The sequence below is a fragment of the Tundrisphaera macrotermitis genome (assembly GCF_051175315.1).
Taxonomy (GTDB): domain Bacteria; phylum Planctomycetota; class Planctomycetia; order Isosphaerales; family Isosphaeraceae; genus Tundrisphaera.
Window position 1 is genome coordinate 5,167,173 of sequence record NZ_CP195100.1, and the last position, 24,704, is coordinate 5,191,876.

At 70.3% G+C, this 24,704-nt stretch carries 23 protein-coding genes; 9 read left to right on the top strand and 14 right to left on the bottom strand.

The window, feature by feature from the left end:
* Positions 1-34 precede the first annotated feature (34 nt).
* The 3 genes from TA3x_RS20975 (at position 35) to TA3x_RS20985 (ending at position 5,075) form a co-directional block, all read left to right on the top strand.
* Positions 35-3,703: a hypothetical protein gene (locus TA3x_RS20975; protein WP_435016622.1), complete on the top strand. Its 3,669-nt coding sequence runs from the start codon at positions 35-37 to the stop codon at positions 3,701-3,703.
* Between the two features lie 17 nt (positions 3,704-3,720).
* Positions 3,721-4,200: a diacylglycerol kinase gene (locus TA3x_RS20980; protein ID WP_435016623.1), complete on the top strand. Its 480-nt coding sequence runs from the start codon at positions 3,721-3,723 to the stop codon at positions 4,198-4,200.
* 182 nt (positions 4,201-4,382) lie between these two features.
* Positions 4,383-5,075 (top strand): PEP-CTERM sorting domain-containing protein, encoded by a 693-nt coding sequence (locus tag TA3x_RS20985; protein WP_435016624.1) that lies wholly within the window; start codon positions 4,383-4,385, stop codon positions 5,073-5,075.
* Between the two features lie 58 nt (positions 5,076-5,133).
* Here the strand turns inward: TA3x_RS20985 and TA3x_RS20990 are convergent, their stop codons facing one another.
* The 8 genes from TA3x_RS20990 to TA3x_RS21025 form a co-directional block, all read right to left on the bottom strand.
* Positions 5,134-5,562, bottom strand: a complete 429-nt coding sequence (locus tag TA3x_RS20990; protein ID WP_435016625.1) for a molybdopterin-dependent oxidoreductase — start codon at positions 5,560-5,562, stop codon at positions 5,134-5,136.
* 21 nt (positions 5,563-5,583) lie between these two features.
* Entirely contained in the window at positions 5,584-5,925 is a 342-nt protein-coding gene (locus TA3x_RS20995) for a hypothetical protein (RefSeq protein ID WP_435016626.1), read from the bottom strand.
* Between the two features lie 92 nt (positions 5,926-6,017).
* Positions 6,018-7,046: a CPBP family glutamic-type intramembrane protease gene (locus TA3x_RS21000; protein WP_435016627.1), complete on the bottom strand. Its 1,029-nt coding sequence runs from the start codon at positions 7,044-7,046 to the stop codon at positions 6,018-6,020.
* 88 nt (positions 7,047-7,134) lie between these two features.
* Positions 7,135-8,322: an exo-beta-N-acetylmuramidase NamZ family protein gene (locus TA3x_RS21005; RefSeq protein ID WP_435016628.1), complete on the bottom strand. Its 1,188-nt coding sequence runs from the start codon at positions 8,320-8,322 to the stop codon at positions 7,135-7,137.
* Positions 8,319-9,263, bottom strand: coding sequence for an N-acetylglucosamine kinase (locus tag TA3x_RS21010; protein WP_435016629.1), 945 nt, complete (start codon positions 9,261-9,263; stop codon positions 8,319-8,321). The genes TA3x_RS21005 and TA3x_RS21010 overlap by 4 nt, the downstream gene beginning before the upstream one ends.
* Position 9,264: 1 nt before the next feature.
* Positions 9,265-10,179, bottom strand: coding sequence for an N-acetylmuramic acid 6-phosphate etherase (murQ, locus tag TA3x_RS21015; RefSeq protein ID WP_435016630.1), 915 nt, complete (start codon positions 10,177-10,179; stop codon positions 9,265-9,267).
* A 37-nt stretch (positions 10,180-10,216) separates the two neighbouring features.
* The gene (locus tag TA3x_RS21020; protein ID WP_435016631.1) at positions 10,217-10,528 is read right to left on the bottom strand and encodes a CPCC family cysteine-rich protein; all 312 of its coding nucleotides are present in this window, start codon (positions 10,526-10,528) and stop codon (positions 10,217-10,219) included.
* 118 nt (positions 10,529-10,646) lie between these two features.
* Positions 10,647-12,446: an Hsp70 family protein gene (locus TA3x_RS21025; RefSeq protein WP_435016632.1), complete on the bottom strand. Its 1,800-nt coding sequence runs from the start codon at positions 12,444-12,446 to the stop codon at positions 10,647-10,649.
* A gap of 203 nt (positions 12,447-12,649) precedes the next feature.
* Here TA3x_RS21025 and TA3x_RS21030 point away from each other — a divergent pair, with 203 nt between their 5' ends.
* Both TA3x_RS21030 and TA3x_RS21035 read left to right on the top strand, forming a co-directional pair.
* Positions 12,650-13,678: a GlxA family transcriptional regulator gene (locus TA3x_RS21030; RefSeq protein ID WP_435016633.1), complete on the top strand. Its 1,029-nt coding sequence runs from the start codon at positions 12,650-12,652 to the stop codon at positions 13,676-13,678.
* A 24-nt stretch (positions 13,679-13,702) separates the two neighbouring features.
* The gene (locus tag TA3x_RS21035) at positions 13,703-14,344 is read left to right on the top strand and encodes an HD domain-containing protein (RefSeq protein ID WP_435016634.1); all 642 of its coding nucleotides are present in this window, start codon (positions 13,703-13,705) and stop codon (positions 14,342-14,344) included.
* Between the two features lie 6 nt (positions 14,345-14,350).
* Here the strand turns inward: TA3x_RS21035 and TA3x_RS21040 are convergent, their stop codons facing one another.
* Positions 14,351-15,013 (bottom strand): methyltransferase family protein, encoded by a 663-nt coding sequence (locus TA3x_RS21040; RefSeq protein WP_435016635.1) that lies wholly within the window; start codon positions 15,011-15,013, stop codon positions 14,351-14,353.
* 367 nt (positions 15,014-15,380) lie between these two features.
* Between TA3x_RS21040 and TA3x_RS21045 the strand changes: the two genes are divergently transcribed.
* On the top strand, positions 15,381-16,076 hold the full coding sequence (locus tag TA3x_RS21045; protein WP_435016636.1) for a CmcI family methyltransferase: 696 nt from the start codon (positions 15,381-15,383) through the stop codon (positions 16,074-16,076).
* A gap of 34 nt (positions 16,077-16,110) precedes the next feature.
* Here the strand turns inward: TA3x_RS21045 and TA3x_RS21050 are convergent, their stop codons facing one another.
* Entirely contained in the window at positions 16,111-16,587 is a 477-nt protein-coding gene (locus tag TA3x_RS21050) for a DUF2760 domain-containing protein (protein ID WP_435016637.1), read from the bottom strand.
* Between the two features lie 148 nt (positions 16,588-16,735).
* Here TA3x_RS21050 and TA3x_RS21055 point away from each other — a divergent pair, with 148 nt between their 5' ends.
* Entirely contained in the window at positions 16,736-19,666 is a 2,931-nt protein-coding gene (locus TA3x_RS21055; protein ID WP_435016638.1) for a hypothetical protein, read from the top strand.
* Positions 19,667-19,673: 7 nt separating this feature from the next.
* Here the strand turns inward: TA3x_RS21055 and TA3x_RS21060 are convergent, their stop codons facing one another.
* Positions 19,674-19,874 carry a hypothetical protein gene (locus tag TA3x_RS21060; RefSeq protein WP_435016639.1) on the bottom strand — a complete coding sequence of 67 codons (201 nt, stop codon included), beginning with the start codon at positions 19,872-19,874 and terminating at the stop codon, positions 19,674-19,676.
* 221 nt (positions 19,875-20,095) lie between these two features.
* Between TA3x_RS21060 and TA3x_RS21065 the strand changes: the two genes are divergently transcribed.
* Both TA3x_RS21065 and TA3x_RS21070 read left to right on the top strand, forming a co-directional pair.
* Positions 20,096-20,458, top strand: coding sequence for an STAS domain-containing protein (locus tag TA3x_RS21065; protein ID WP_435016640.1), 363 nt, complete (start codon positions 20,096-20,098; stop codon positions 20,456-20,458).
* Positions 20,459-20,762: 304 nt separating this feature from the next.
* On the top strand, positions 20,763-22,610 hold the full coding sequence (locus tag TA3x_RS21070; RefSeq protein WP_435016641.1) for a hypothetical protein: 1,848 nt from the start codon (positions 20,763-20,765) through the stop codon (positions 22,608-22,610).
* 93 nt (positions 22,611-22,703) lie between these two features.
* On the opposite strand, the gene TA3x_RS21075 is transcribed toward TA3x_RS21070, so the two are convergent.
* From TA3x_RS21075 to TA3x_RS21085, 3 genes are all read right to left on the bottom strand, one after another.
* Positions 22,704-22,949 (bottom strand): hypothetical protein, encoded by a 246-nt coding sequence (locus TA3x_RS21075; RefSeq protein ID WP_435016642.1) that lies wholly within the window; start codon positions 22,947-22,949, stop codon positions 22,704-22,706.
* Positions 22,950-23,014: 65 nt separating this feature from the next.
* Complete coding sequence (locus tag TA3x_RS21080) at positions 23,015-24,034, bottom strand: beta-ketoacyl-ACP synthase III (protein ID WP_435016643.1); 1,020 nt, start codon at positions 24,032-24,034, stop codon at positions 23,015-23,017.
* 259 nt (positions 24,035-24,293) lie between these two features.
* Positions 24,294-24,698, bottom strand: coding sequence for a hypothetical protein (locus TA3x_RS21085; protein WP_435016644.1), 405 nt, complete (start codon positions 24,696-24,698; stop codon positions 24,294-24,296).
* Positions 24,699-24,704 lie beyond the last annotated feature (6 nt).

Below are 24,704 nucleotides of genomic sequence, written 5' to 3' on the forward strand. Positions count from 1 at the left end.
TTCGGGCTTCGGACGTTGGTTGTAGGGAGGTGCCGTGCCGGGTCACGACCAGACGGATGACCGCCGACTTCGTCGCGCGATCGCCTGGCTTCTCCCGATCGCCCTCGTGCTCGCATCGGCGACCGCACGAGGTGAGGACGAGTTCGCCCCCGCGGCGCCTCCATCCTCCTGGAAGGGAAGCATCGGCGATCCGGTCCGGCTGACCGCCGATCGCGTCCAGTGTTGGGATGGCGACGAGGGCGACCGCTGGGCCTTGCTCGAAGATCAGGCCGAGGTGGCCCAGGGGGCCTCATCGCTCCGGGCCGATCGGATCGTGGTCCGCATCGGCAACGGGGACGACCCGGGCTCGATCCGGCGGGTCTCCTACTATGCCGAGGGGTCGGTGCGCACGCCCGAGGTCCGGGGCTCGACCCGGCCCGACGACCAGGCCACCCTGGCCACGTCCGCCGAGGTCCACATCGACGCCCGGGTGCCCGACGGCCTCCACAAGCTGGCCGTCCCGCCCCGGGGCCTGCCCCTGCTGGCCCGGGCCTTCCCGAAGCAGGAGGCCGCGCCGGCCATCGACCCGACCGGGGCCGCGCCCCCCGCCCCCGAGCCGGCCGTCGACGTGGCCGGGATGGAGCCGGCGACCCCCGGGACCCCGGCCGCCCTGCCGGTCGCGGAGCCGGCGGAGGCCGCCCCCGCCCCCGCCGACGCGTCGATCCTGGCGACCCAGTTCTCCCAGGACCGGGGCTTCGCCGACGAGAAGGGGTTCGCCGACGACCTGGGGTCCCCGCCCCAGGTCGAGCTGCCCGCCGAGGGCGAGCCGCTGCCGGGCCCCGCCCTGGTCCCCGAGGGGGAGCCGTTCGGGCCGTCGTCCGAGCCGCCCACCATCGAGCCGTTCGCCCCGGGCACGACCCTGGAGCCCCTGCCCGACGGCACCCCGGCGCCGCGACCGGCCCCCGAGGCCGCACCGGACACGCCCGTGCCGATCCAGCCCGGATCGCAAAGGGTGACGACCGTCCGGCCCCTGGGCACGGGCCAGATCGAGATCGAGACCCTGCCCGTCCAGGCCGACGGCTCGCAGATCGTGATCATCCGGGGCGGGGTGAACCTCCAGACCCGGTCCCCCGAACGCGGGATCAACGACCTGGAAGCCGACAACGTGGTGATCTATCGCCACCCCAAGCCCGACCGGCCGGCGCAGAGGCTCGACCTCAACAACCAGTTCATCGACAACGACGCGGACCCGATGGAGGTCTACCTCGAAGGCCACGTCATCGTCCGCCAGGATGCGCTCCGGCTCCAGGGCAAGAGCGACCAGAAGACCTTCGAGGGCGAGCGGGCCTACTATGACTTCGGCCGCGACCGCCTGCTGGCGGTGAACGCCCAGGTCGAGGTCTTCGCCCCGGGCTTCGTGGCCCCGATCAAGTTCAAGTCGCCCCGCGTCCTCCAGTATCACCCCCTGGTGGCGGCGGCCAACGGCCAGATGATCGAGAGCGCCCTGCCGGAGATCAACACCGAGCAGTCGGTCACCACCGGCAGCCGGTTCGCGAAGCCGGGCTATCGCTTCACCAGCCGGTCGCTCGACCTCCGGCAGGTGGTCAACGCCCAGGCGATCCCCGACGAGGAGAACCCCGACAAGCCGTTCGGCAAGGAAGACCTGACCTGGCTGATCGACGCCCGGCAGAACTTCTTCTTCTTCGGCCCCGTCCCGGTCTTCTACTTCCCCCGGTTCTATGCCGAGGCCGACGACCTCGACCCGCCGCTCCAGGGGCTGTCGTTCGCCACCAACAACTTCTTCGGCCAGCAGGTCCGGACCGACTGGAACGTCTTCAAGCTGCTGAACATGCGGCGGCCGCCCCAGTTCGACAACTGGAACCTCGACGTCGACTATCTCAGCGCCCGCGCCAAGAAGACCGGCTATGGCATCGCCCTGGGCAGCGAGCTGGGCTGGTACGGCGGGGACCTCATCAATGACATCAAGGATCCGTTCAATCAGCGCAAGAACAAGACCCCCTCGCGGCTGACCAACTACGCCGGCTATTTCGACCTGTACGGGCTGTTCGACGGGGCGCGCGACGTCCTCGGCGGCGGGCCGGCGATCATCACCAACGGGCCGAACGACAACGCGGCGGGCAAGGCGGGCTTCTCCCGGATCTCCAACCCCACCTACCAGGACTTCCGGGGCCGGGTCACGCTCCGCCACATGCAGTCGTTCCTGAGCAAGGACGCCCCGCTCGACGAGGACTTCCGGCTCAACGCCGAGATCGGCTTCACCTCCGACCGCAACTTCCTGGAGCAGTACTTCAAGCGGCTGTTCGACACCGGGCTGGACCAGGAGAATTTGCTCTACCTGATCAAGCAGAAGGAGAACACCGCGATCACGGCGCAGGCCGAGGTCAACCTCCAGAAGTTCCAGACCGAGACCCAGTGGCTGCCGAAGCTCGACTACTACCGGCTCGGGGACTCGCTGTTCGGCGACCGGCTCAACTACTTCCAGCACACCGGGGTGGATTACGCCAACGTCCACACGGCGGCCGAGGTCAACAACCCGACCCTGTTCGCCTTCCTGCCGATCGACCCGGTCACCAACACCAGCGGCCGGTTCGAGAGCGGGCGTATCTTCACGGCCCACGAGCTGGACGCGCCCCTGAAGTTCAACTTCCTCCGCGTGACCCCCTATCTCCAGGGGCAGCTGGTCGGCTGGAACAACCAGATCAGCGGCAACGCGGTCGGGCGTTACTGGGGGGCCGGCGGCGCCCGCGCCGACATCATGGTCTGGAAGGCGTTCCCCACCGTGGAGAGCGAGCTGTTCAACCTCCACGGCCTGAACCACAAGATCGACTTCGTCGCCAACTACCGGACCTCGTACTCCAACGTCGGGCTCAACAGCATCGGCGTCCAGGACGACCTCGACGACAACACCTACGAGTACACCCGCCGCTACTTCGCCCTGACCAACTACGTGGGCGGGCTCCTGCCGGCCCAGTACGACCCCCGGAACCTGATCCTCCGCCGGGGCCTCTCGCCGATCACCGGGACGACCGACGTCCAGGCGTCGATCCAGACCCTGAACCTCGGCATCCACCAGCGGCTCCAGACCCGGCGCGGGCAGGAGGGCAAGCGGCACATCACCGACTACATGGTCTTCGACCTCGACACGACGTACTTCCCCAACGCCGCCCGCGACAACTTCAACAAGCCGTTCGGGCAGAACTTCTACAACTACGAGTGGTACATCGGCGACCGCACCAGCTTCGTCTCCTACGGCTGGTTCGAGTTCTTCAAGATCGCCGGCACCCCGTACGTCAACAACCCCACGGAAGGCAAGAACGACCCGTTCGGCCTGCGGATCATCACCTCGGGCGTGTCGATCACCCGGATCCCCAAGGGGAACATCTTCGTCGGCTACTCGATCGTCAACACCGGGCCGATCGCCACGTCGGCCCTGAACGCCTCGTACACCTACTGGCTCAGCCCGAAGTGGTACGGCACGGCGGCCACGACCTACGACTTCGGCAACAAGCTCCTGCTGGGCGCCAGCGGCTCGCTGACCCGGATCGGCGCCGACTACCTGACCTCGGTCGGGCTGGCGGTCAGCCCCCTGCAGAACATGTATCAATTCGTGTTCGAGATCTCGCCCCGCCTGAGCCCGAACATGCGGGTCGGGTCGGCGTCCGGCCTGTCGCGGGTGGATACCCGCTTCGCCCCGGTCGAATAACCCTGACGCGATCGACCATGAGAACCAAATACGCCGAACCGGCCCCCGCGCCCACCGAGCCCCTCGACCCGCTGCTCGACGACCTCGCCGCGTTCGACGCGTCGGAGGCGTGGCGGGCCCGGGCCGGGCGGCGGACGCTCCGCGAGAAGCTCCTGGCCGGCCTCAGCGGCCTGAAGCACGCCTCGCGGGGGGATTCCAGCTTCTTCGCCCACGGCTACCGGGTCCTCCTGGTCTCCGTGACCGCCGCGTTGCTGGGGGTCTCCCCGCACGGCTGGTGCCTGCTGGTGCTGGCATTCTCCCTGATCGTCCTGGCCGAGCTGAACCACAGCGCCGTGGACACCCTGGCCCGCGCCATCGGCGACCCCGACGAGCCCCGGCTCAAGGTCGCCCGCGAGATCGCCGCGGCCGGCGTCCTGCTCGCCGTGGTCGCCTCGGCCGCCGTCGCCATCGCGATCCTCACCCTCCGCCTCGGCGACCTGCTCGGCTGGTGGCGCTGAACAATCCAGCCCCACGCCCCGGCCGATGTCGTCCCCGCCGAGGAGCGATCGCCCCCGGGCGTATCGGGGCACGGGGATGATCCGCAACTCGACTTGACCGCCCGGCCCGCAACGGGAAAAATCCCGCTCGCCTTGCCGTCGCCTGCGACTCCCACGCGATCTCGCCCTTCGAGGGAACGTCCATGAACCTCCGACGAGCCCGAACGATCCTCCCTCTGGTCGCGTCCCTGCTGATCGCGTCGGCGGCCCACGCCTCGCCCATCTGGATCCGGGTGCGGATCGAGGATGGCGCCCAGGGGCGCATCATCGACCTGCCGGCCGACGGCCATTTCGCATCCACTTATGTGACCGGGCAAGGCGAGGTAGTCGGGTCGGGAATCTCGTTGCCCCGGGTCGAAGCCGGGCCTGTAACCTCCCCTCCCGAACCGGGCCGGCCATTTACCTCGGCCGTGGACGTCACCTTCAAGATCCCCACCCCGGCCGAGATCGCCGACCCGGCTAACTGGTCCTGGCAGCGCGACAACCGCCCCGCCGATGTCATCCTCTCCGGCACCGCCTCGGGCGTCTATGGATGGGGCGGTGATCCCTTCAGCACACACGTCTCGCTGGACGGGATGCTCCAAGAGGGCCGGATCGCCTCCTACCCCGGCTCTGTCGCCGACCCGATCCGCGAGCTGCCGCCCGAACTCATCGATCTGGCCGCGCATCCCGAGCGGGTGCAGGTCTCCGCCTCGGCGACCGGCCGGCGGACCGACCAGTTGGTAATGGTGAACGTCCAGATTCAACCGGCGATCCCCACCCCCGAGCCGACCGGGATGGCGATGTTCGGGCTCCTCATGGGCGGCCTCTGGCTCGTCCACCGGCGATCCCGGTGATCGATGCCCTCGGCCGTCGCTCCCTCCCCGGATCGGACGCCCTAGGCCGGGCGGCAAATCAGGCGATCTCCACCCGGCTCAGGTACTTGACGTTGGCGCACTCGTCCAACTCGTCGGTCCCGCATGCCTCCGCGTCGCGGACCATGACCCGGAACGGGCCCCCCTTCCCGGCCGGGAGCGGCCCGCCGTCGAGCCGGTAGATCACGATCGCCCGCACGAGCATGGCGGCCAGGGGAAGCGCGACGTGGAAGTCATCCTTGTCGGCGTGGAGGATCACCCGCGAGGCGCCCGGACTCGGTCCGGCCGGCGCGATCAGGGCGTCGAGCGTCACCCCGTCGCCCTTCCGTGCCGGATTGAGCCGCGAGACGTCGAGGATCTGGTCGGATTCGGGCAAGCTCGCCAGGTCGGCCCACGTGAAGCCGATCGGTCGGGAGACGGCCCCCTCGATGAGCAAGCGATCCGCGCCGGTCGCATCAGGCCCTTCCATCGCTTGCAACCTCCAGTGGGCTCAATCGTCGGACGAGAAGAGCGCGATCAAGAAAGCGAACGCGGACAGGATCCAGGACAGGGCCAACGTGCCCGAGACGGTCAGCCTGGCCAGCGCGGCGACGGCGACCGTGGCCCCGATGATCGACAGGTCCACGGCAAGGAAGGCCAGGGCATCCTCTCTGTAGCGGTGATGGATCCGGATCACGAAGCCCGCATCGCAGGCCACGATCCCGACCAGGATCGCCAACGTGCGGACGGAACCGAGCCGGAACGGGCCGCACAGGTTCTTCGCATCCACGGACCGGAGTACGAAGAAAGGGATGCTCGCGTAGAAGCCGAGGCAGGCCCAATAGAGAAACATGGACGGCTCGCCCCTCGCCATATCGATCGGGCACGACGAGGATTTCCCCGAGCTGATCGAGGGATCATGCTAGCCGGCCCGAATGACGCCGGTCAACGATGCCGCTTCGTCGTGGGGGCCTCGGCGATCGGCGTGCCTTCGTAGATCGCGGCGTACTCGTCGCTGGCCAGGAAGAACGAGGCCAGCTCGTCGCGCGACGGCTTCTTGGGCCGGGTCATCCAGAAGGTGATGTCGGCCTGGGTGGCCGGGCGGCCAAGGATGTCGCGGTACAGCCCGCGGATGTAGCCTGCCTGGGTGCCGCCCTGCCGGTCGAAATAGGCCTGCGACGAGAATCGCCGCAGGTCGGCCCGGTGGACCTTGAGCCGGTAATTGATGGCCCGGACCTTCGGGTCGTTCAGGTTCTCGAACCGCTTCATGTCGACGGCGGCCGAGATGCCGACGCGGAGGTCGTAGGTCAGCCGCTCGGGCAGGGCGCCGTGGGCCAGGATCGCCAGGATCATGTGCGAGGCCACCAGCGGCGCGATCCGCCCGATCCGCTGGTACAGGGCGATCCAGGCCACCCCGGCCAGGAACGTGATGGCCACCAGGGTCGGGCTCGGCAGGTGGATCAGGCCGAAGATCGCCCCGGCGGCGATCGCCCCGGAGGCCCGCCCTCGCGTCAGCTCGAAGCAGACCGGCCACAGGAACAGCTGCAGGGCCAGCTGCTGCCCCAGGGCCGCGAGGAACTTGCCCACGCCCCATTCGAGCAGCTTCATCGGCGGCTTGTCGAGGAACAGGAACTCGTAGGTCTCGTTGCCATCCCCCACGAACTGGGCGGCGAACAGGAGGATCGCCGACAGGGCGAGGCAGACGGCCAGCGTCGACCCCCACGCCTTCAGGGCCGGGATCGGCGGGGTTGGAACCACCGATCTCGACCTCCGGCGGCGATCCCACGACCACCAGATCGCGGCCACCGCCAGGACGTGGGCCGCGGTGTTGAGCCAGGCCGGGCCGGCCTCCCGGAGGTGCCACAGCGACGCCTCCAGCGACCCCACCACGATCAGGAGTTCGAACCCGGGCCGGATGCGGTCGCGGACCGCCGCGAAGGGGATATCACGGTTCGCAATCGCGAGCGCATCCATGCGGGACCTCCGGGATCAACCTCGACCGAATCGGGTGCCGAAGGTCTGATATCGACGATCCTCGCGAAAACATCCAGGCGAACTTCGCTCAGCCATACAAGAGGAAGGGCTCGCGCCTGGCGCGAAACTCCGATTCGTCAAGTCCCCACTCCCTCCGGAGGTCGGCGATGTCCCCGGCCGAGGGGCCGGACTCGATCAGCAACCGCTCCCGGTCCGACCCGTAGAGCAAGTCGATGGCGATCGGGTCGGACACGAACTCGTAGGCCTCGGTCCGCCAGGCGAACAGGTCGGGCCTTTGGCGGCGGACCCCGGCCAGGAACGCGGTGTAGCAGGCGACCGGGGCGAAGGCGGCCGGGTCGTGGACGTGCGGCTGCACGCCGAAGCATGTCTGCCCGGCCTGCTTGTGGAACACCGGCCGGAACGCCGCCGGCCGCGGGTAGGCCCCGGCCATCGTCGCCGCGTCGGGGTCGGCCAAAGGATCGGGGTCGATCCACGGCGCCCCCCACCACTCGAACGGCCGGGTGGTCCCCCGCCCCTCCGACAGGTTGGTCCCCTCGATCAGGCACCCCCCGGGATAGACCAGGGCCGTGTCGGGCGTGGGCATGTTGGGCGACGGGGCGACCCACGACAGCCCGGTGTCGGCCCAGAGCATGCCGCGCGACCACCCCTCGCACGGAACGACCGTCAGGTCGATGTCGATGGCGAGGTCGGAGCGGAACAGCCGGGCCAACTCGCCGACCGTCATCCCGTGGCGGATCGGCATCGGATGGGCGCCGACGAAGCTCTCGTACCCGGGGCGGATCGTCGGCCCCTCCACCTGCGTCCCGCCGATCGGGTTGGGCCGGTCCAGGACGAAGAACCGCAGCCCCAGAGGCGCCGCGGCCCGCATGGCATAGAGCATCGTGGCGGCGAACGTATAGTAGCGGCTGCCGACATCCTGGACGTCGAACACCAGGGCGTCCAGGCCCGCGAGTTGCTCGGCCGTCGGCGTCAGGCTCTCGACGGCCGAGCCGTAGAGGGTGTGGACCGGCAGGCCGGTCTTGCCGTCGGTCGACCCTTCGACGCCGATCATGTCCTGGGCGTCGGCCCGGATGCCGTGCTCGGGGCCGAACAGGGCGGACAGGGTGACGCCCGGCGCGGCGGCCAGCAGGTCCACCAGGTGCCGCATCCGCCGGTCCACCGAGGTCGGGTTGGCGATCACCCCCACCCGCAGCCCGCGCAGGTCCCGGAACTGGTCGGCGGCCCAGACGTCGAGGCCGGTGGCCGTCCGGCTCATGATTCCAATCCCCGGCGGGCCAGCACCAATGCCCCCTCCACGGGCTCGCGGACCGGCGTGGCCTGGACCTCGTAGCCCCACTCGGTCAGGCGGTGGATCAGCACGCGGGAGACGGCCTTGCAGGTCAGCAGGAACCCCCCCGCCATCGCCAGGGGCAGCGGGCCCGACCGCGACCCCAGCCGCCGGGCCACGGCGGCGACGATCCGCGCCAGCTCGACGCCGGCCGGCTCCAGGATGTCGGTGAATACGGCCCGATCCTCCTCGGCGGCCTCGACCACCGCGCGGGCCAGCGCGGCGATCCGGGTGCGGTCGACGTCGGGCCGATACACGGCCGACACCAGCTCCGAGGGGTCGGCGATGCCCAGCGCCTCGCAAAGGCGGATCGACAGCGGGTCGCGCTCGAACGCCTCGACGGCGCGGCCGTCGGCGTGCTGGGCGACCCGGCGGAGCCCGGCCAGGGCCACCGCGTAGCCGCTCCCCTCGTCGCCGAACAGCGGCCCCCAGCCGCCGGAGCGGGCGGTCCGGCCGTCCGGGGTGCGGCCCACGGCGATCGACCCGGTCCCGGCGATCACGGCCACCCCCCAGCCCTCGGGCGTCCCGGCCGCGACCACGAGGTCGCCGTCGTTGACCAGGATCAGCTTCTGGGCCCAGGCCGTGCCCCGGGCGTAGTCGTCGAGCCACTGCCGGTCCTCGGGGCGGTCGAACCCGGCCAGGCCGAGGCACGAGACCGCGACCGGCCCGACCTCCAGCCCGGCGTCGTCGAACGCCCCCCGGATCGAGCGATCCAGGGCCGCCCGGGCGGCGTCGGCCCCGATCGCCTTGATGTTGGAGGCCCCGGCCAGGCCCCGGCCGATCACCCGGCCCTCGGCGTCGGCCAGCCAGGCCGACGTCGATGTCCCTCCGCCGTCGATCCCGAGCAACGCGGGCGCGGTCGTCCCCATCTCAAACCTCCCCGCCGGTCGCGGCCCGGACGGCGTCGCGGACCAGGCCATGATTCTGATCCAGCAACTCCCCGGCCCGGTCGGGCTCCACCCCGGCCAGGGCGGCGACCAGCGCGACCTTGAGCTGCCCCCCCGATCGCGCCAGAAGCGCGCCGGCCGCCTCGTCGTCGATGCCGGCCAGCTCCCGGAGGATGCGGCGGGTCCGGATCCGGAGCTTCTCGTTGCTCGGCCGCAGGTCGATCATCCGGTTGCCGTAGGTCTTGCCGATCAGCACCATCGCGCCGGTGGTCAGCGTGTTCAGCACCAGCTTGGTCGCGGTGCCCGCCTTGAGCCGGGTCGAGCCGGACAGGACTTCCGGGCCGACCACCAGGGCGATCTCCAGGTCGGCGGCATTCCCCAGCAGGCTGGGCCGGTTGCAGGCGATCCCCACCGTGAACGCCCCGACCCCCTTGGCCGCGTCGATGGCCCCCAGGACGTAGGGCGTGCGGCCCGACGAGGCGATGCCGACGACCACGTCGTTGGCCGACACCTTGAGGTCGGTCAGCTCGGTGCGGCCCCGTTCGCGGTCGTCCTCGGCCCCTTCCACGGCGGTGGTCAGGGCGGTGTGCCCCCCGGCGATCAGGCCGACGACCATCGACGCGTGGGTGTTGAACGTGGGCGGGCACTCCGAGGCGTCCAGCACCCCGAGCCGGCCCGAGGTCCCGGCGCCGACGTAGATCAGCCGCCCCCCCTTCTGGAACCGATCGGCGATGACCTCGACAGCCCGGGCGATCGCCTCGGACTCGGCCCGGACGGCCGCGATCACCTTGGCGTCCTCGTCGTTCATCAGGGCCACGATCTGCGCGGCCGTCATCGCGTCGAGCCCTTCGGAGAGGGGATTCCTCGCCTCGGTCGTCAGGGTGTCTTCCAAAGCCATGCGAAAATTCGTCCTTATCAAGAGATCTAGTGCGACTTCAGTTCGCGTCTGTGTTCTCAAAATCCTGCGGCTCCTCCGCTGGCGGATCGAAAGGCCTCCAGGCGGGGTCCTTGATATCATCCGGCCCGGGAGGATCGGGCTTATCTGCAAAGGGTTCTTTGATGACGCCAAATTTCTGGAAATTATGCTGCGCCTCGCGGAGCGAAATGCGATTTGCGCTCCCCACGAGATCAGGATCCAACTCGGTCGGATCATACAGCCATTCGCAAATATGGCAAAAGTCCCAGTAGTTCTCGATTGATAGATAGCCACAACAAGGGCAAGTACCTATAAATCGGTCTTTGGACATGCCGTACTCCGCAAGGCACAAATCGCTGGTTGAACCCAGGCAAGGGTTATAGCAGCATCCGTCAAACACATTAAAGTATTAATGTGAGAACTTGCTTTGAGATAATTCACCAACTCGATCAGCCCTCGGCCGGGTCGCGGACGTTGTATTCGAGCTTCCAGCGCCGGTCGTCGGCGAGGCTGGCGCACCAGAGGTCGAGCGTGCCGACCTCGGTGACGTGGGCGTGGAGCTTCACCGGCACGGCGTCGCCGGCGCGGGCCCCGTCCTCGGCGACCAGCGCGGTCTCCAGCGGGGCGAGTTCCTGCAACTCCTCGGGCGACCAGCGGTCGAGCACCGTGCCGGGGGCGTCGTCGCGGCGGGTGGTCGAGCCCAGGAACCGGAACTCGGCCGGCTCGCCCACGACGAGGCCGAAGCCGGAGCCGGGCACGTCGGCCTCGGTCCCCTCCTCGGTCCCCATCTTGACCACGCACAGGGCCTTGATCGGCGGCGCGACCCCCGGGACGGCCGGGGCCGGGGTCTCGACCCCGACGTAATAGGCCCGGGGCACCCCGCCCCGGATCCGGATCCCCTTCCCTTGCCGGGCCAGACCGTAATAGGCCGCCCCCTGGGCCACGGCGAGGTCGAGGTCGTGGTCGGCGGCGTTGAGGTCGGGCACCGGCGACCCGACCCAGCCCGACAGCACCTCGATCACCCGGGCCCGCAGCTCCTTCGCCTTGAACACCCCGCCATTGAACAGGATGGCCGATGGCCTGGCGAGCGGCCCCCCGGTGTGGAGCGACGCGGCCTGGCGGTGGAGGAACCGGGCCAGGTGGCGGGTCACGGCCGGGTCGGAGGCGTAGGGCAGGCCGATCTCGGTGAACCCGAGCCGCCGCGCCCGCGCCGGCTCGTCGGTCGGGGCGCAGGGCGGGAAGAAGCCGTCCAGCAGGACCGAGTCGAGCGTCTTGCGGGCGAGTTCCGCCTTGAGGGTCCCGCCGATCACCTTGGACCCCCGGCCCAGCACCGCCACCGGCGCCGCCTTGGCCGAGGCATCGGCGAACAGGGTCTCCTTGGCGATCCGGCAGGAGTGGCCTAGTGCCGCCCGCCGGACGGCATCCAGCCCGTCCATCCCTCCGGGGAGGGTCGCCCCCACGGCATGCGCCAGGGCGAGGTCCATGTTGTCGCCGCCCAGCAGGATGTGGTCGCCCACGGCCAGACGGGTCAGGCCCAGCTCGCCCCCCTGGTCGGTCACGGCGATCAGGGTGAAATCGGTGGTCCCGCCCCCCACGTCGCAGACCAGCAAGAGGTCGCCGACCTTCACCTGCTTCCGCCAGCCGTCGCCCCGGGCGGCCAGCCAGGCATAGAAGGCGGCCTGCGGCTCCTCCAGCAGCGTGACCTTCTCCAGCCCGGCGGCGCGGGCCGCTTCGACGGTGAGGTCGCGGGCCGCCGCGTCGAACGATGCCGGCACGGTGAGGAACACGGCCTGATCGGCGAGCTTGTCGGCCGGGTGGGCGGCGTCCCAGGCCGATCGGAGGTGGGCGAGATACGCGGTGGACGCCTCGACCGGGGAGATCCGGGTCACGTCGTCGGGGGCGTCCGGCGGCAGGATCGGACCCCGGCGGTCGACCCCGGCGTGCGACAGCCAGCTCTTGGCCGAGCCCACCAATCGCGCAGGGACCTTGGCCCCCTGATCGCGGGCGAACGAGCCCACGGCCCGGCCCGGGGCCTTGGCCCAGGGGAGGTCGAGCGCCCCGGCGGGGAACTCCTTAGCCCCCGGCAGGTAGAGGAACGACGGCAAGACCGGCCGATCGCCCACCTCGCCGGATGCGACCACCTGGGGGATCGGGAACGGGCGGATCGACGGCGTTTCCGACCCGGCCTCGGCATACGCCAGGGCGGAGTTCGTGGTCCCCAGGTCGATGCCGACGACATAGCGAGACATGGGGCCTTCTCCCGTCCGGGGCGTCCTCCGAAAAAATGGGACGCGCGTGCCGCCCGATCCCGCCAGTTTACCACGATTTGCCGCGCGTTTCCCGATTTCGTTGCGGGACGACCACGCCGGGATGGCAGGATTCGTCGGATTCCTGTCATTGCTGACAGCATCCGGGCCCCTATCATCGGGATGTCATCGAGAGGGCTGGATCCATGAGCGATGCGAAGGTCGGCCCCGAACGGGTCCGGAGGGTGGTGATCGTGGCCTTCCCCGGCGTCAACCTGCTGGACGTCTCCGGGCCGGCCGAGGTGTTCTCCTCGCTGGTCGAGGCGACCGGCGGGGAGGAGGAGGCCGCCTATCGCGTAGAGCTGGCCTCGACCACCCCCGCCAACTCGGTCGTCACGTCGAGCGGGCTGGTGCTGGCGACCGGGGGCCCGATCGCGGGGTTTCGCGGGGAAATCGACACCCTGCTGATCCCGGGCGGGGTCGGGGTCCGGGAGGCGTCGCGGGACCCGTCGTTCCCGGGGTGGCTCCAGGACCTGGCCCCCCGGGCGCGGCGGGTCGGGTCGGTCTGCACCGGGGCGTTCCTGCTGGCCGGGGCGGGCCTCCTGGATGGCCGGAAGGCGACCACCCACTGGCGCTGGTGCAACCGGTTGGCCCGGGAGTACCCGTCGATCACCGTCGAGCCCGACGCGATCTTCGTCCGGGACGGCCACGTCTCGACCTCGGCCGGGGTGTCGGCGGGCATGGACCTGGCCCTGGCGATGGTCGAGGAGGACCTGGGCCGGGCCTCCGCGACGGCGATCGCCCGCCATCTCGTCCTGTTCGTCCGACGGCCGGGAGGGCAGTCGCAGTTCAGCCCCTTGCTCGAACTGAACTCGGCCGACCGCCGGGCGTTGCGGGATCTCCAGGACTGGATCGCCGGGCACCTCCGCGACGACCTGTCGGTCGAGGCCCTGGCCGCCCGTTCGCACATGAGCCCGAGGAACTTCGCCCGGGTGTTCGCCCGCGAGATCGGGTCCACCCCGGCCCGATTCGTCGAACGCCTCCGGGTCGACGCCGCCCGCCGCCGGTTGGAGGAGACCGACGCCGGCCTGGAACGGGTCGCCAGGGAGAGCGGATTCGGCTCCGCCGACGTGATGCGGCGCTCGTTCCTCCGCACGATCCGCGTCGCCCCCCACGACTACCGGGGCCGGTTCCGGACGACCTCCGGCTCGGCCGCACCCTCCCCCGTCCCCTGATCCCAACCCGAAGGAGCCCGACCCATGTTCCCGACCCATGTGGCAGGCGTTGCGATCCCCGACAGCAAGATGGCCCGCGAGGCGACGGAGCTGGTCCGCGACACCGAGTCGCAACTCCTGTTCGACCACTCGCTGCGGGTCTTCCTGTTCGGCTCGCTCCGGGGCCGACGGCTCGGCCTGGTGCCAGACCCGGAGCTGCTCTACATCGGCGCCATCTTCCACGACATGGGCCTGACCCCGAAGTACAGCAGCAAGACGGAGCGATTCGAAGTCGACGGGGCCAATGCCGCCGCCGCGTTCCTCCGCCGCCAAGGCGTGCCCGAGGCGTCGGTCGACCTCGTCTGGGACGCGATCGCCCTGCACACCACGCCGGGCATCCCCCGCTGGAAGAAGCCCGAGGTCGCCCTGGTCCTGGCCGGGGTGGAACTCGACGTGGTAGGCCATGGCTACGACGAGATCACGGACGAGGCCCGGGAACAGGTCCTGGCGGCATTCCCGCGTGTCGACTTCAAGCGGGGGATCATCGACGCCTTCGCCGCGGGGATCATCCACAAGCCGGAGACCGCCTTCGGCAACATCAAGGCCGACGTGATGGCCCGGAAGCTCCCCGGCTACGTCCGCCCCGACTTCTGCGAGATGATCGCCGCCTCCCCGTTCCGCGATTGAGCCGGATCAGCGGTCGTCAGGGACGGCCGTCGCGGAGGGGACGTAGAACGGGACGCCTTTCGCCCGGTACGCGTCGTAGCGGTCGCCGAACGTGGCCCGCATCCGGGCCTCCTCGATGGCCGAGCCGAGGAGGAGGTAGGCGTGGCCCACGAGGTTGAAGGCGAGGTAGTTGGTCGTCATCCTCGGGTTCAGCCACATCACCAGGGGCATGGCCACGTTCATCGGGTGCCGGGTGTGGCGGAACGGGCCGGTCGCGGGCAGCGCCCCGCCGAACTCGGGCGTCGGGCCGTGCCCCTCGGCGGGCGGGGGGACGGGCCCGCCGTGCGCCATCGCGGCCAGCCCATCGAGGCCGGTCAAACGACCCGGGCCGATGTGCGCGGCGGTCCAGGCCATCCCCAAGAGGCCGGCCGCCTGCCCGGACCGGAGCAGCAGGGCGAGCGGGCCCCGGGCCCGGTAAAGCTCCCGGTTCGGCAGGCCGCGGATGTAGACGATCAGCAGGGCCAGGGTCGCGCACGACTGGGCGTTGTAGAACCCCCGGTACAGCCCGGCCTCGGCGCGGGGGCCGAGCCACTCGGCCGCCTTCCGCTTGGCCCGGGGGGTGGCCAGGGCGCTGTGGACCACGCTCCAGAGGGCCGTGGCCGCCGCCGTCTTCGCGAAACCTCTCCACATCGCCACGCTCCCATCCCGGACCCCGGCCCGCATCATCCCAGCCCAGGCCGGATTATAGGCCGACCGGGGACCATCGGTCAGGTGAGGACTGCCGACCAGCTTCGGCCTCGGATGATGGCGATCGGCCCGAGGCCACCCGCGCGCGAGCGCGGACCAGGGGGCCGGGATCGTGGATCATTGGGATCCGCACATGGCCGAGACATGGTTGATCAGGGGATGTCCGCACGATACATTGTGCTTCCGCGACAGGCGCATGCCGAAGATGACCTGGGATCGTTCTGATTCTCATCGGTGATCCCGGACCTGATCCCTCAGGCCGAGATTCGCGGTCCATCACCTCCTGCCAATCACACCGTCGGGAACCCGCATGTTCAACCCTGTGAGATTGATGCCGAAACGGGCCCAGCAGGGACTGCGAGACTGGCAGGATGCCCGGACGATCGAACGGTTCCATAAACTCTGGTACCACTCGCCGGACACGTGGGCCGCGAACAAGTTCCTGGGGAAGCGCATCCTCCAGAACCCGTTCGACCTCCAGCTCTACCAGGAGCTGATCACGGAGCTGAGGCCGCCGTTCATCCTCCAGACCGGGATCTTCGGCGGGGGCTCGCTCCTCTATTACGCCAGCCTGCTCGATCTCCTCAAGGCGGATCCGTCGCAGATCGTGATCGGCATCGACATCGAAATCTCGGCCGAGGCGCGGACCATCGACCATCCCCGGATCCGGCTCGTCGAGGGCTCGTCCACCGACCAATCCACAGTCGATGCCGTCCGGGCCCTCTTGCCGGTGCCGCAGGGGATGGTGATCCTGGATTCGGACCACTCCGAGCCCCATGTCACCCGGGAACTGGGGATCTACCCGGAATTCGTGGCGATCGGCTCATATCTCGTGGTCGAGGACACGAACATCAACGGGCATCCGGCCCTGGATTGTCACGGGCCGGGGCCGATGGAATCGGTCCAGAAGTTCCTCGCGAAAGACTCCCGTTTCGTCTCGGACGATCGCTGGAAGCGGAACCTATTCTCCTTCCACCAGCACGGGTGGCTCAAGCGGGTGCACTGAGGCAACCCGCTCCCGGACCGGTCCGGCCCGGCCGTCAGCCGATCTCGACCTCGGCCGGTGCCAGGACCGAGGAGTCGTCGCGGGCGCCGGGCAGCGCGGGCAGGTGGACCTCCTCGACCCGCCAGCCGTGGTGCTTGAGCACTCCGGTGAACGGCGGGCCGCCCTGGACGTTGCCGGTCAGTCGGATCGCCGCGGGGTCGAACTCGGGGGTGACCGTGACCGTCTCGTCCTCGATCCCGGGCAGGATCGGCATGATGGTCAGGTAGTCGCGGAGCGCCTTGCGGCAGCCCCGGTGGATGTCGCGGACCGCCGCCCCGATCTGGTCATCGGGGTAGGGGTCGATGTCTTCCTGGAGGAAGTCGATCAGGCGGCCGTCACGCTGGAGGACCGCCAGGACCCGGAGGTCGGGGCCCTTGGGCTCGGCCGCGAGCAGGCTTTCGGCCCGCCCGGCGAACACGGCATCGGTCCAGCTCATCCACAGGAGCTTGAAACCCAGGACGAATCGATTCACCGCCGACCTCCCGCGCCCGCTTCCGCCCAACGATTGCCGTCGCACGCCCATCGGAGGTTAATATAACGCCGGCCCGCCCGGGGGGGAACGGCCGGGCGGATTCCCGGCCGCCCCTCGGCGCACGCATCGCCGCCCGAGGACCCCGCGGATGAGACGCCTTGCCCTGCCGATCCTGATCGCCGCCTGCCTGGCGGCGCTGGTCTCCGCCTGCTTCGGCCGGGTCCTGTTCCGGGGCGAGCAGTTCTCCTTCCGCGACGCCGGGATGTACTACTATCCGCTCTATCACCGCGTCCAGGCGGAATGGGCGGCCGGCCGCTGGCCGCTGTGGGACGACGGCGAGAACGCCGGGATGCCCCTGCTTGGCAACCCCACGGCGGCCGTCCTCTATCCCCCCAAGCTCCTGATCTTCGGGGCTCTCCCCTACCCGACGGCCGTCCGCATCTACGCGGTGGCCCACGTCGTCCTGGCCTTCGGCGGAATGATGGCGCTGCTCCGGGGATGGGGGGTGAGCCCGGCCGGCGCGGCCGTGGGGGGGCTGGGCTATGCCTTCAGCGGGCCGGTGCTGTCGATGTCGTGCAACATCATCTATCTGGTCGGGGCCGGCTGGATCCCCTGGGGGCTGCGGGCGGTCGACCGCTGGGTGCGCGAGGGCCGCCGCGACGGCCCGCCGTGGCTGGCCGCGGCCCTGGCGATGATGGTCCTGGGGGGCGACCCCGAAGGGGCTTACCTGATCGGGCTCTGCGCCGGCGGCTACGCGCTGGGCCTCGCCTGGGCCGGGTCGATGTCCCGATCCCGGGCTCGGTCGATCGCGATCGCGGCCGGCGTCCTGGCTGCGTTCTGGGGCCTGGCGGCGGTCGAGTCGTCGCATCGCCTTGCGTTGTACGAGGCGTCCACGCGGCCGGACGGGATGCCCGGGCCCGCGGACATCTCCTCACCCCTGGCCCTGCTGGCCCGGGCCGGGGCGGTCGTCGCGCTGGTGGTTGCGGGGTGGCGGGGCCGGAAGTCGGAGGCCTCATCGCGGCTCCTGGGACTGGCCGGCGCGGCCTTCCTGGCGGCGCTGATGGCCGGCGCCCAGCTCGTGCCGGTCGCCGAGTTCATGGCCCAGACCGATCGCGCGGCGCGGGTCAACGAGCAGCACGAGGCGTTCGACCTGTCGATCGAGCCTCAGTATCTCCCCGGACTGGCCTGGCCCAACGTCGCGGGGGGGATCCACCGAGGGAGCCGGGCCTGGATGGATGCGATCCTGGACCTGAACGGGACCAACCTCCAGTGGTTCCCGTCGCTCTACCCCGGGGCCCTGGTGCTGGTCCTGGGGCTGGGGGCGATGGGGTTCCGGGGCGGGCCGGCCTGGCGGGGCTGGCTCACGGCGATGGCGGCGGTCGGGCTGGTGGTGGCCCTGGGCAAGTTCGGCGGGCCGTTGTGGTGGATCCGCTGGATCCCCGGGGTATCGGGCCGGCTGGGACCCCACGACCCCCCCGACATGGCGGCGTTCCGGGCCGACGGGCGGTGGCCCGACGCCTGGGGCTCGCCGTACTGGGCGATGGCCCACGCCCTGCCCGGCTTCGGCCAGTTCCGGTTCCCGGCCAAGGCCTTCCCGATCGCGCTGGCGGGGCTGGCCGGCCTGGCGGGCCTGGGGTGGGACCAGCTCGCCACGGGGCGTTCGGGCCGCGCGGCCCGGATCGCCGCCGTCCTGCTGGCGGTCACCCTGGTCGGGCTGGCTTCGGCCGTGGCCTTCCGGTGGCCGATCATCGGGCTGATCGCGGCGAAGGCCTTCCGATCGGGGCCGATGGGGCCGCTGGACCCGGCGGGTTCGTTCGCCGAGATCCGCGACGGGCTGACCCATGCCGCGGTTGCGCTCGCCCTGGCGATCGGCCTGGCGTGGGCGGCCCGGTCCCGGATCGGTCCGGGTCGGGTCGCCGCGGTCGCCCTGATCGGCCTGACCCTGGACCTCGCCCTGGCCAATGCGCCCGCGGTGGTCTCCGCCCCCCAGGCGACGTTCGACGCCAAGCCCGAGGCGGCCGGGGTGATCGAGGAGGCCGAGCGCCGGGACCCGAGCCCTGGCCCGTTCCGGATCCATCGTCTCCCGCTCTGGAACCCGGGAGAATGGATGAGGCGCACGGCCCCCGACCGGCTGTCCACGATGGTCCGGTGGGAGGCCGATACGCTGATGCCGAAGTACGGGCTGCTCTGGGGGCTGGAATATGCCGAGACCTTCGGCGTGGCCGAGGTCAACGAATACCACTGGTTCTTCGCGCCGTTCCGCCGCGCCGTCGATGCCGGGGGGGCCGAGATGCTCGGCATCGAGCCCGGCCGGCGGATCGTCGTCGCGCCCCGTCGCGGGTTCGACCTCTGGAACGCGCGCTACTTCATCCTGCCGACCCGGCCCGACGGCTGGGCCGATGCGACGCGGGGGTACGCCTCGCTCCTGGAAGGGACCGACCAGATCTATCCCCCGCCGGAGGCGTTCCGAGGCCCCGACGGCGCCCGGCGGATGGAGGATTACGTCGAGCGCCGCGATTTCCAGGTCCTCCGCAACCGCGACGCCTTCCCCCGCGCCTGGGTGGTGCACGATGCGAGGTTCGTGGAGCCACTGGCCGGGCGGCCCGAGGCCGACGCCGCCCGCGACTTGCTGGAGATGCTCTATCGGGGCGACAAGATCTGGAACATCCCGGGGCGTCCCGTGGAGGATCTCCGCCGGGTCGCCCGGTTGGATCGGGCGGACCGGACGACGCCGGGCGTCAACCTATCGAAGGGGCCGACCCTGCCGACCGAGACGCCCATCATTACGCACCACGAGCCGGGGCGGGTCGAGATCGACGTGACCATGCGGAGCCCCGGCCTGGTCATCCTGTCCGACCTGTACTACCCCGGCTGGCACTTGACCATCGACGGCCGCGAGGCTCCGATCCTCCGCGCCAACTACCTGATGCGGGGCGCGGCGGTCGGCGAGGGCCGGCACCGCCTGGTCTACACCTACCGGCCGGCCTCGTTCCGCGCCGGGGCGGCGGCCTCGATCCTGGGCCTGCTGGGGTTCGCGGGCCTGCTCATCCGGGCCGGGAGGGCGGGCCGGGCGGGGTGATCGCGGCTCAGTCGTCCTCGGGCTCGATCCCGTCGATGTCCAGGGTCGGCTCGCGGGCCGGGACCTGGACGTCGACGAACGGGGCGCGGACGCGGACCCCCTTGGTGGTGTCCACCCGGACCGGGGCGCCGGGCCTGCCCGGATAGTGGATCTGGCGGCGATGGGCGCATCCGTAAACGCTGATGGGAATGGCGAGGAAAGTCAACATCAGGGCCATCCGTCGACGGCTAGGGCTCATGGCAACCGGCTCCCGGATCGGGTAAGATGTGCGGCTGGGGCGTCTCCCTCATCCGCCGACGCGGACGAGCCCTCTTCCCGTCCTGATCGGCGAAACGTCGGGCGGAACTTGGGAGATTCCTCGCCGACCGGGAGATTGCCGGACGGCCCCACCGCCACGACCGCCGACGACGCCTCGGAGGGCCCTCGACGATGCCTCCCCCCAACACGCGCGAGCAGGATGGCGTCCTCATCCTCAAGCTCGATGACCTCGCCACCGTCAACGACGGCCAGGCCATCGCCCCCCGCCAGGCCATCTACCAGGTCGCCACCGAAGGCGACCCGCCCCGCGTGGCGATCGACCTGACCGACATCGATTTCCTGTCCAGCTCCGGGGTTGCGATGCTGATCGGCCTGAAGCGGCGGGTCGAGGCCAAGGCCGGACGCCTGGTCCTGTTCGGGCTCCATCCTTATGTCATGGACCTGTTCCACGTGATGAAGCTCGCCGAGCTGTTCCAGATCGCGCCGGGGGAAGCGGATGCCATCGCCCTGCTCTCGTCGTCGCCAGTGCTCTAACCGTCACCCCTGATTTCCTCTGCACCCCCGCCCGCCCATCTCCCCGCATCGCATGAAGTCGGGGAAAGCCTCTCGTCGAAGATGAGATCGTTACCTCGTCTTGCCGTCCCCGGCGGGCATTGGCGACGGCGCGTCCGCGCCGTCCGGCCCTTGGATCGGCGACGCGGGGCGGTTTCCCGGTCGGTCCATCCGTGTCACGGACGACGGCCCGGCGGCCGTTCGAGCCCGCGCCGACCCCGCATCGGGGCCCCGGCCGGCCTGCTCGCGCGGCGCGATCCGGCGACGTCGGCGAAGGGAGTCTTCCATGAAGTTCAGACGTCGGAGAACCTCCCGACTGAGCCCGGCCCTGCCGGGGATGATGCCGGAGGCCCTGGAAGGGCGCCAGTTGCTCACGCGGACGCACGCCAGCGTCCTGCCGTTTTCCAACGTCGATAATACGAAAGCCCCGACCCTCACGCCTCTGACCCCTCTGGTCAAGATCTCCCACCCGATCGGCACCGATCCGGCGATCCTGTCGACCTACGACAACCAGGGGAAGTTCCTCAGCGGCGAGGACCGGCAGGGGAACCGCTGGACGCTGACGCTGACCGGCCCCGGCACGATCATCGTCACCGACACAACGCCCAATGACGGGTCGCTCGACGACGACCTGAACACGATCCAGCTGGTCGGCACCAACCTGGCGAAGTCCCGCCTGGTCGGCACGGTCCAGCCCTCGGCCCGGATCCCGACCGACCCGAGCCTGGTCGCCACCCAGGGCCAGGTCAAGTTCAACCGCCTGATCGCCGATCGCGGCGTCCACGCGGTCGAGCTGAACGGGTTCGTCCTGACCGACACCCTGACCACGCCGGACGCGGTCGGGCGGAACAGCACCACCGGCATCTCGCTCCACGGCGGGACCTACCGGCTGTCGTTCCAGGCGATCGACGCCACCAACACCTACGACGTGAACCCGGCGGTGACCAACACCCTGTCGCCGATCACCGTGGCCATCGGCGACCCCACCAACCCGCTGTCGTTCCGGCCCAGCGTGTACATCGACCGGATCATCAACACGACCCGGGTGATCAACACCGACCCGACGCAGACGATCGAGACCAACCCGGCGTTCCCGTACTACGTGCCGCCCACCTCGCCGATCACCGAGCTGCACAACCTGACGCCGTCGGTCGTCCTGTCGATCAACGCCGAGGCCACCAACCTCGACTTCGTGTCGATCACGCAGGAGACCGACCTCAGCAAGATCGAGACCCTGAACCGGCTGACCACGGTGGCGGTCCCCTCGATCATCCTCCCGTCGGACACGGCGGCCACGGCGTACCGCTTCCCCTACGTCGCGACCACCGGGCGGACCTCGATCCAGGTCAAGGGCGTGGACAGCGTCAAGATCAACGGGTCGGCGGTCAACGTCACCGTGTCGCGCTCGGCCACCCCGTTCCAGAACAGCCTGACCGGCGTGACCAAGGTCCGGCACCTGAACGTCGGCGGCGTCAACGACGCGGTCGGCATCGACTCCCGCGGCAGCATCGGCCGGATCCGGCTGGGCAAGGGCCTGGGCAACCCGACCAACAACAAGCGGCTCGCCACCAACTACGGCATCCCCAACGATCAGAACGGCTACGCGGCCAACGGCTACGTCGGCGGCCAGATCGTCACCGAGGGGAACATCACCGAGATCATCGCCGCGCCGGCCACCAAGGTGCTGCTGGTCCCGCAGGACCCCAACAACGTCCAGCCGGGCCAGAACGGCACGGTCAACTACGGCGTGGTGCCGGGCACCACCTTCACCACGTCTTTGATCACGGCCGCCGGGTCGATCGGCAAGGTCACGGTGGTGGGCGACAGCTTCAACACCGAGATCCGCTCGGGCTTCAACTACTACTCGTCGGTCGGCGGCGTCGAGGGCGTCACCGGCGCCAGCGCCATCGGGCCGGTCTCGGTCCGCGGCAGCCTGGTCGACTCGGTCTTCTCGGCGTCCTTCCGGGCCGTCGACGGGATCTACGGCAACAACAACGACCTCGCCGGCCCCGGGACCATCGTCGGGCATACCAACGGCGTGGCCATCCAGACGCCCAACGGCGCCACCCCCCTCGGCAACAAGGGGGCCGGCTACTTCGCCCGCAACAAGTCCAGGGGCCTGCCGTCCGTCTGACCGGCGGCCCCGACCCGAGCCGCCGGGCCAACTCCTTCCCCAACGGGAAGGGGCGGGCCCGGCGGTTTCGCATTCCCGGATCGAACGGGCGGGTCACCCGGGAGGATCGCCGCCCTTCGGGGGAGAAACCGGGGCGTCCACCGGGGCCTCGGCCGCGCCCGGATGGGGAGTCGATCCGCCGCTCTCGTTGTGCATCGCTTCGCCGCGAGCCTTGAGATCATCCACGATCTGCTGGCGACGGGCTTGCCGGGCTTCCTGCTGGCGTGCAGCGGCGTCGCAGCCCATGCAAAGCAAGGGCGCGGCGGTCAATGCCAGTGGTATCAGCGAACGTTTGAGCATCGTCGATGGCCCTCCATCGGAAAGGCACGCGACCCGACCTCCCGGCCCGCGCCGGGTCGCCGACTTCACCAGCGCCAGAGCGCCGTGCCCCAGTTCAGGCCGGCGCCGAAGCCCGAGGTGAGGATCAGGTCCCCCTCGTTGACCTGCCGTTCCTCGACCAGCTCGTCCAGCGCGATCGGGATCGAGCCGCCCGAGGTGTTGCCGTAGCGTTCGAGGTTCTTGTAGACCACGTCGCGATGGAAGCCCAGGACGTCGCTGGCGGCGTGGATGATTCGGACGTTGGCCTGGTGCGGGATGAACCAGCGGACGTCGTCGATCGTCCGGCCGGCCTTGTTCAGGACCGCCATCGACGAGTCGGCCAGGATCCGGACGGCCCACTTGAAGACGGCCCGGCCGTCCATGGTGAGATAGTGGAGCCCCTCGGCCAACGCCTCGGCCGACGGCGGCATCCGGCTCCCGCAGGCGGGCCGGTTCAGCAGGTCGCCGCCCGCCCCGTCGGACCCGAGCTGGTAGGCGAGCATCCCCTGCTCCGGGGTGCCGGGGCCCAGGAGGACCGCCCCCGCTCCGTCGCCGAACAGCGGGAAACTCTTCTGGTCGCCGGGGTTGATCACCCGGCTGTTGCAATCCGCCCCGATCACCAGGGCCCGCTGGCTGGTGCCGGCCGCGACGAACTGGGCGGCGGTCACCAGGGCATACATGAACCCGGCGCACGCGGCCTGGAGGTCGAAGGCCGGGCAATTGAGCTTGAGCCGATCCTGCACCAGGCAGGCCGCCGACGGGAAGCACATGTCCGGCGTCATCGTGCCGACCACCAGCAGGTCGACCTCGGAGGGGGCCACCCCGGCCGCCTTCAGGCAGCGGGTCGCGGCGTGCGCGGCGAGGTCGCTGGTGGCCTGGTGCGGCAGGGCGAACCGTCGTTCGTGGATGCCGGTCCGGTTGACGATCCACTCGGGATCGAACCCGTGCGAGGCGAGGAGGTCGTGATTGGTGATCACGTTATCGGGCAGGTAGCGGCCTGTCCCCAGGATCCGGACGCCGGTCAGCGTCCGAGTCCTCGCGTCGGCGTGCAATGGACCAATGCTCATGGGCAATCCGCGACGGTCTCGTTACGGGTTACGGTGCATCGTCCCGCCCGCAACGTCGCGTCGGGGTCTGGCTGGCCGGGCGACTCGACCCGAGGGGACACGGTGAGGCGATTTCGGGGGGCGGATCCAGGCGCGAACGACCCTCGCCGGGGGCATCCGAGCATGCTCCGACTATAATCGGTCGCCCCGGCGCTGAACAGGTCAAAGCCCGTCCGTTCCCCGCCCCCCGGCCGCCGGCCGTCCCCACGCGCGGGCCGGATCAGCGGAGCGAGAAGGCCGGCGAGGTGGCCGTGGGCCCGGGGAAGAACCGCGCGAGGAGGGCGGCGACCCGCTGCCGGAACGGCGCGAAGGCGCGGGCGGGGGGCCGGGCCAGCTCGCGGCGGACGGCGGCGGGGCGCGGGGCCTCGATCACCTTGTACAACGCCACGAACGACCGGAGCTTGGTCTCGTCGAAGCTCACCTCGATCAGCGTGAGCCGGGGGCCCGGGGCCGCCGGGCGGGCCTGATAGACCCGGAACGTCGGCGTCCCGCCGAATCGGGCGAGGTAGTCCGACTGGGCGGCCCGGATCGCGGCCTCCTCGCTGGGATACTCGCCGGGCAGGGTCGCGAAGGTCTGATAGCCGTCCCCGGAGAGGACTCCGAGGAGGTAGGGGGCTCCACCCATGACGCT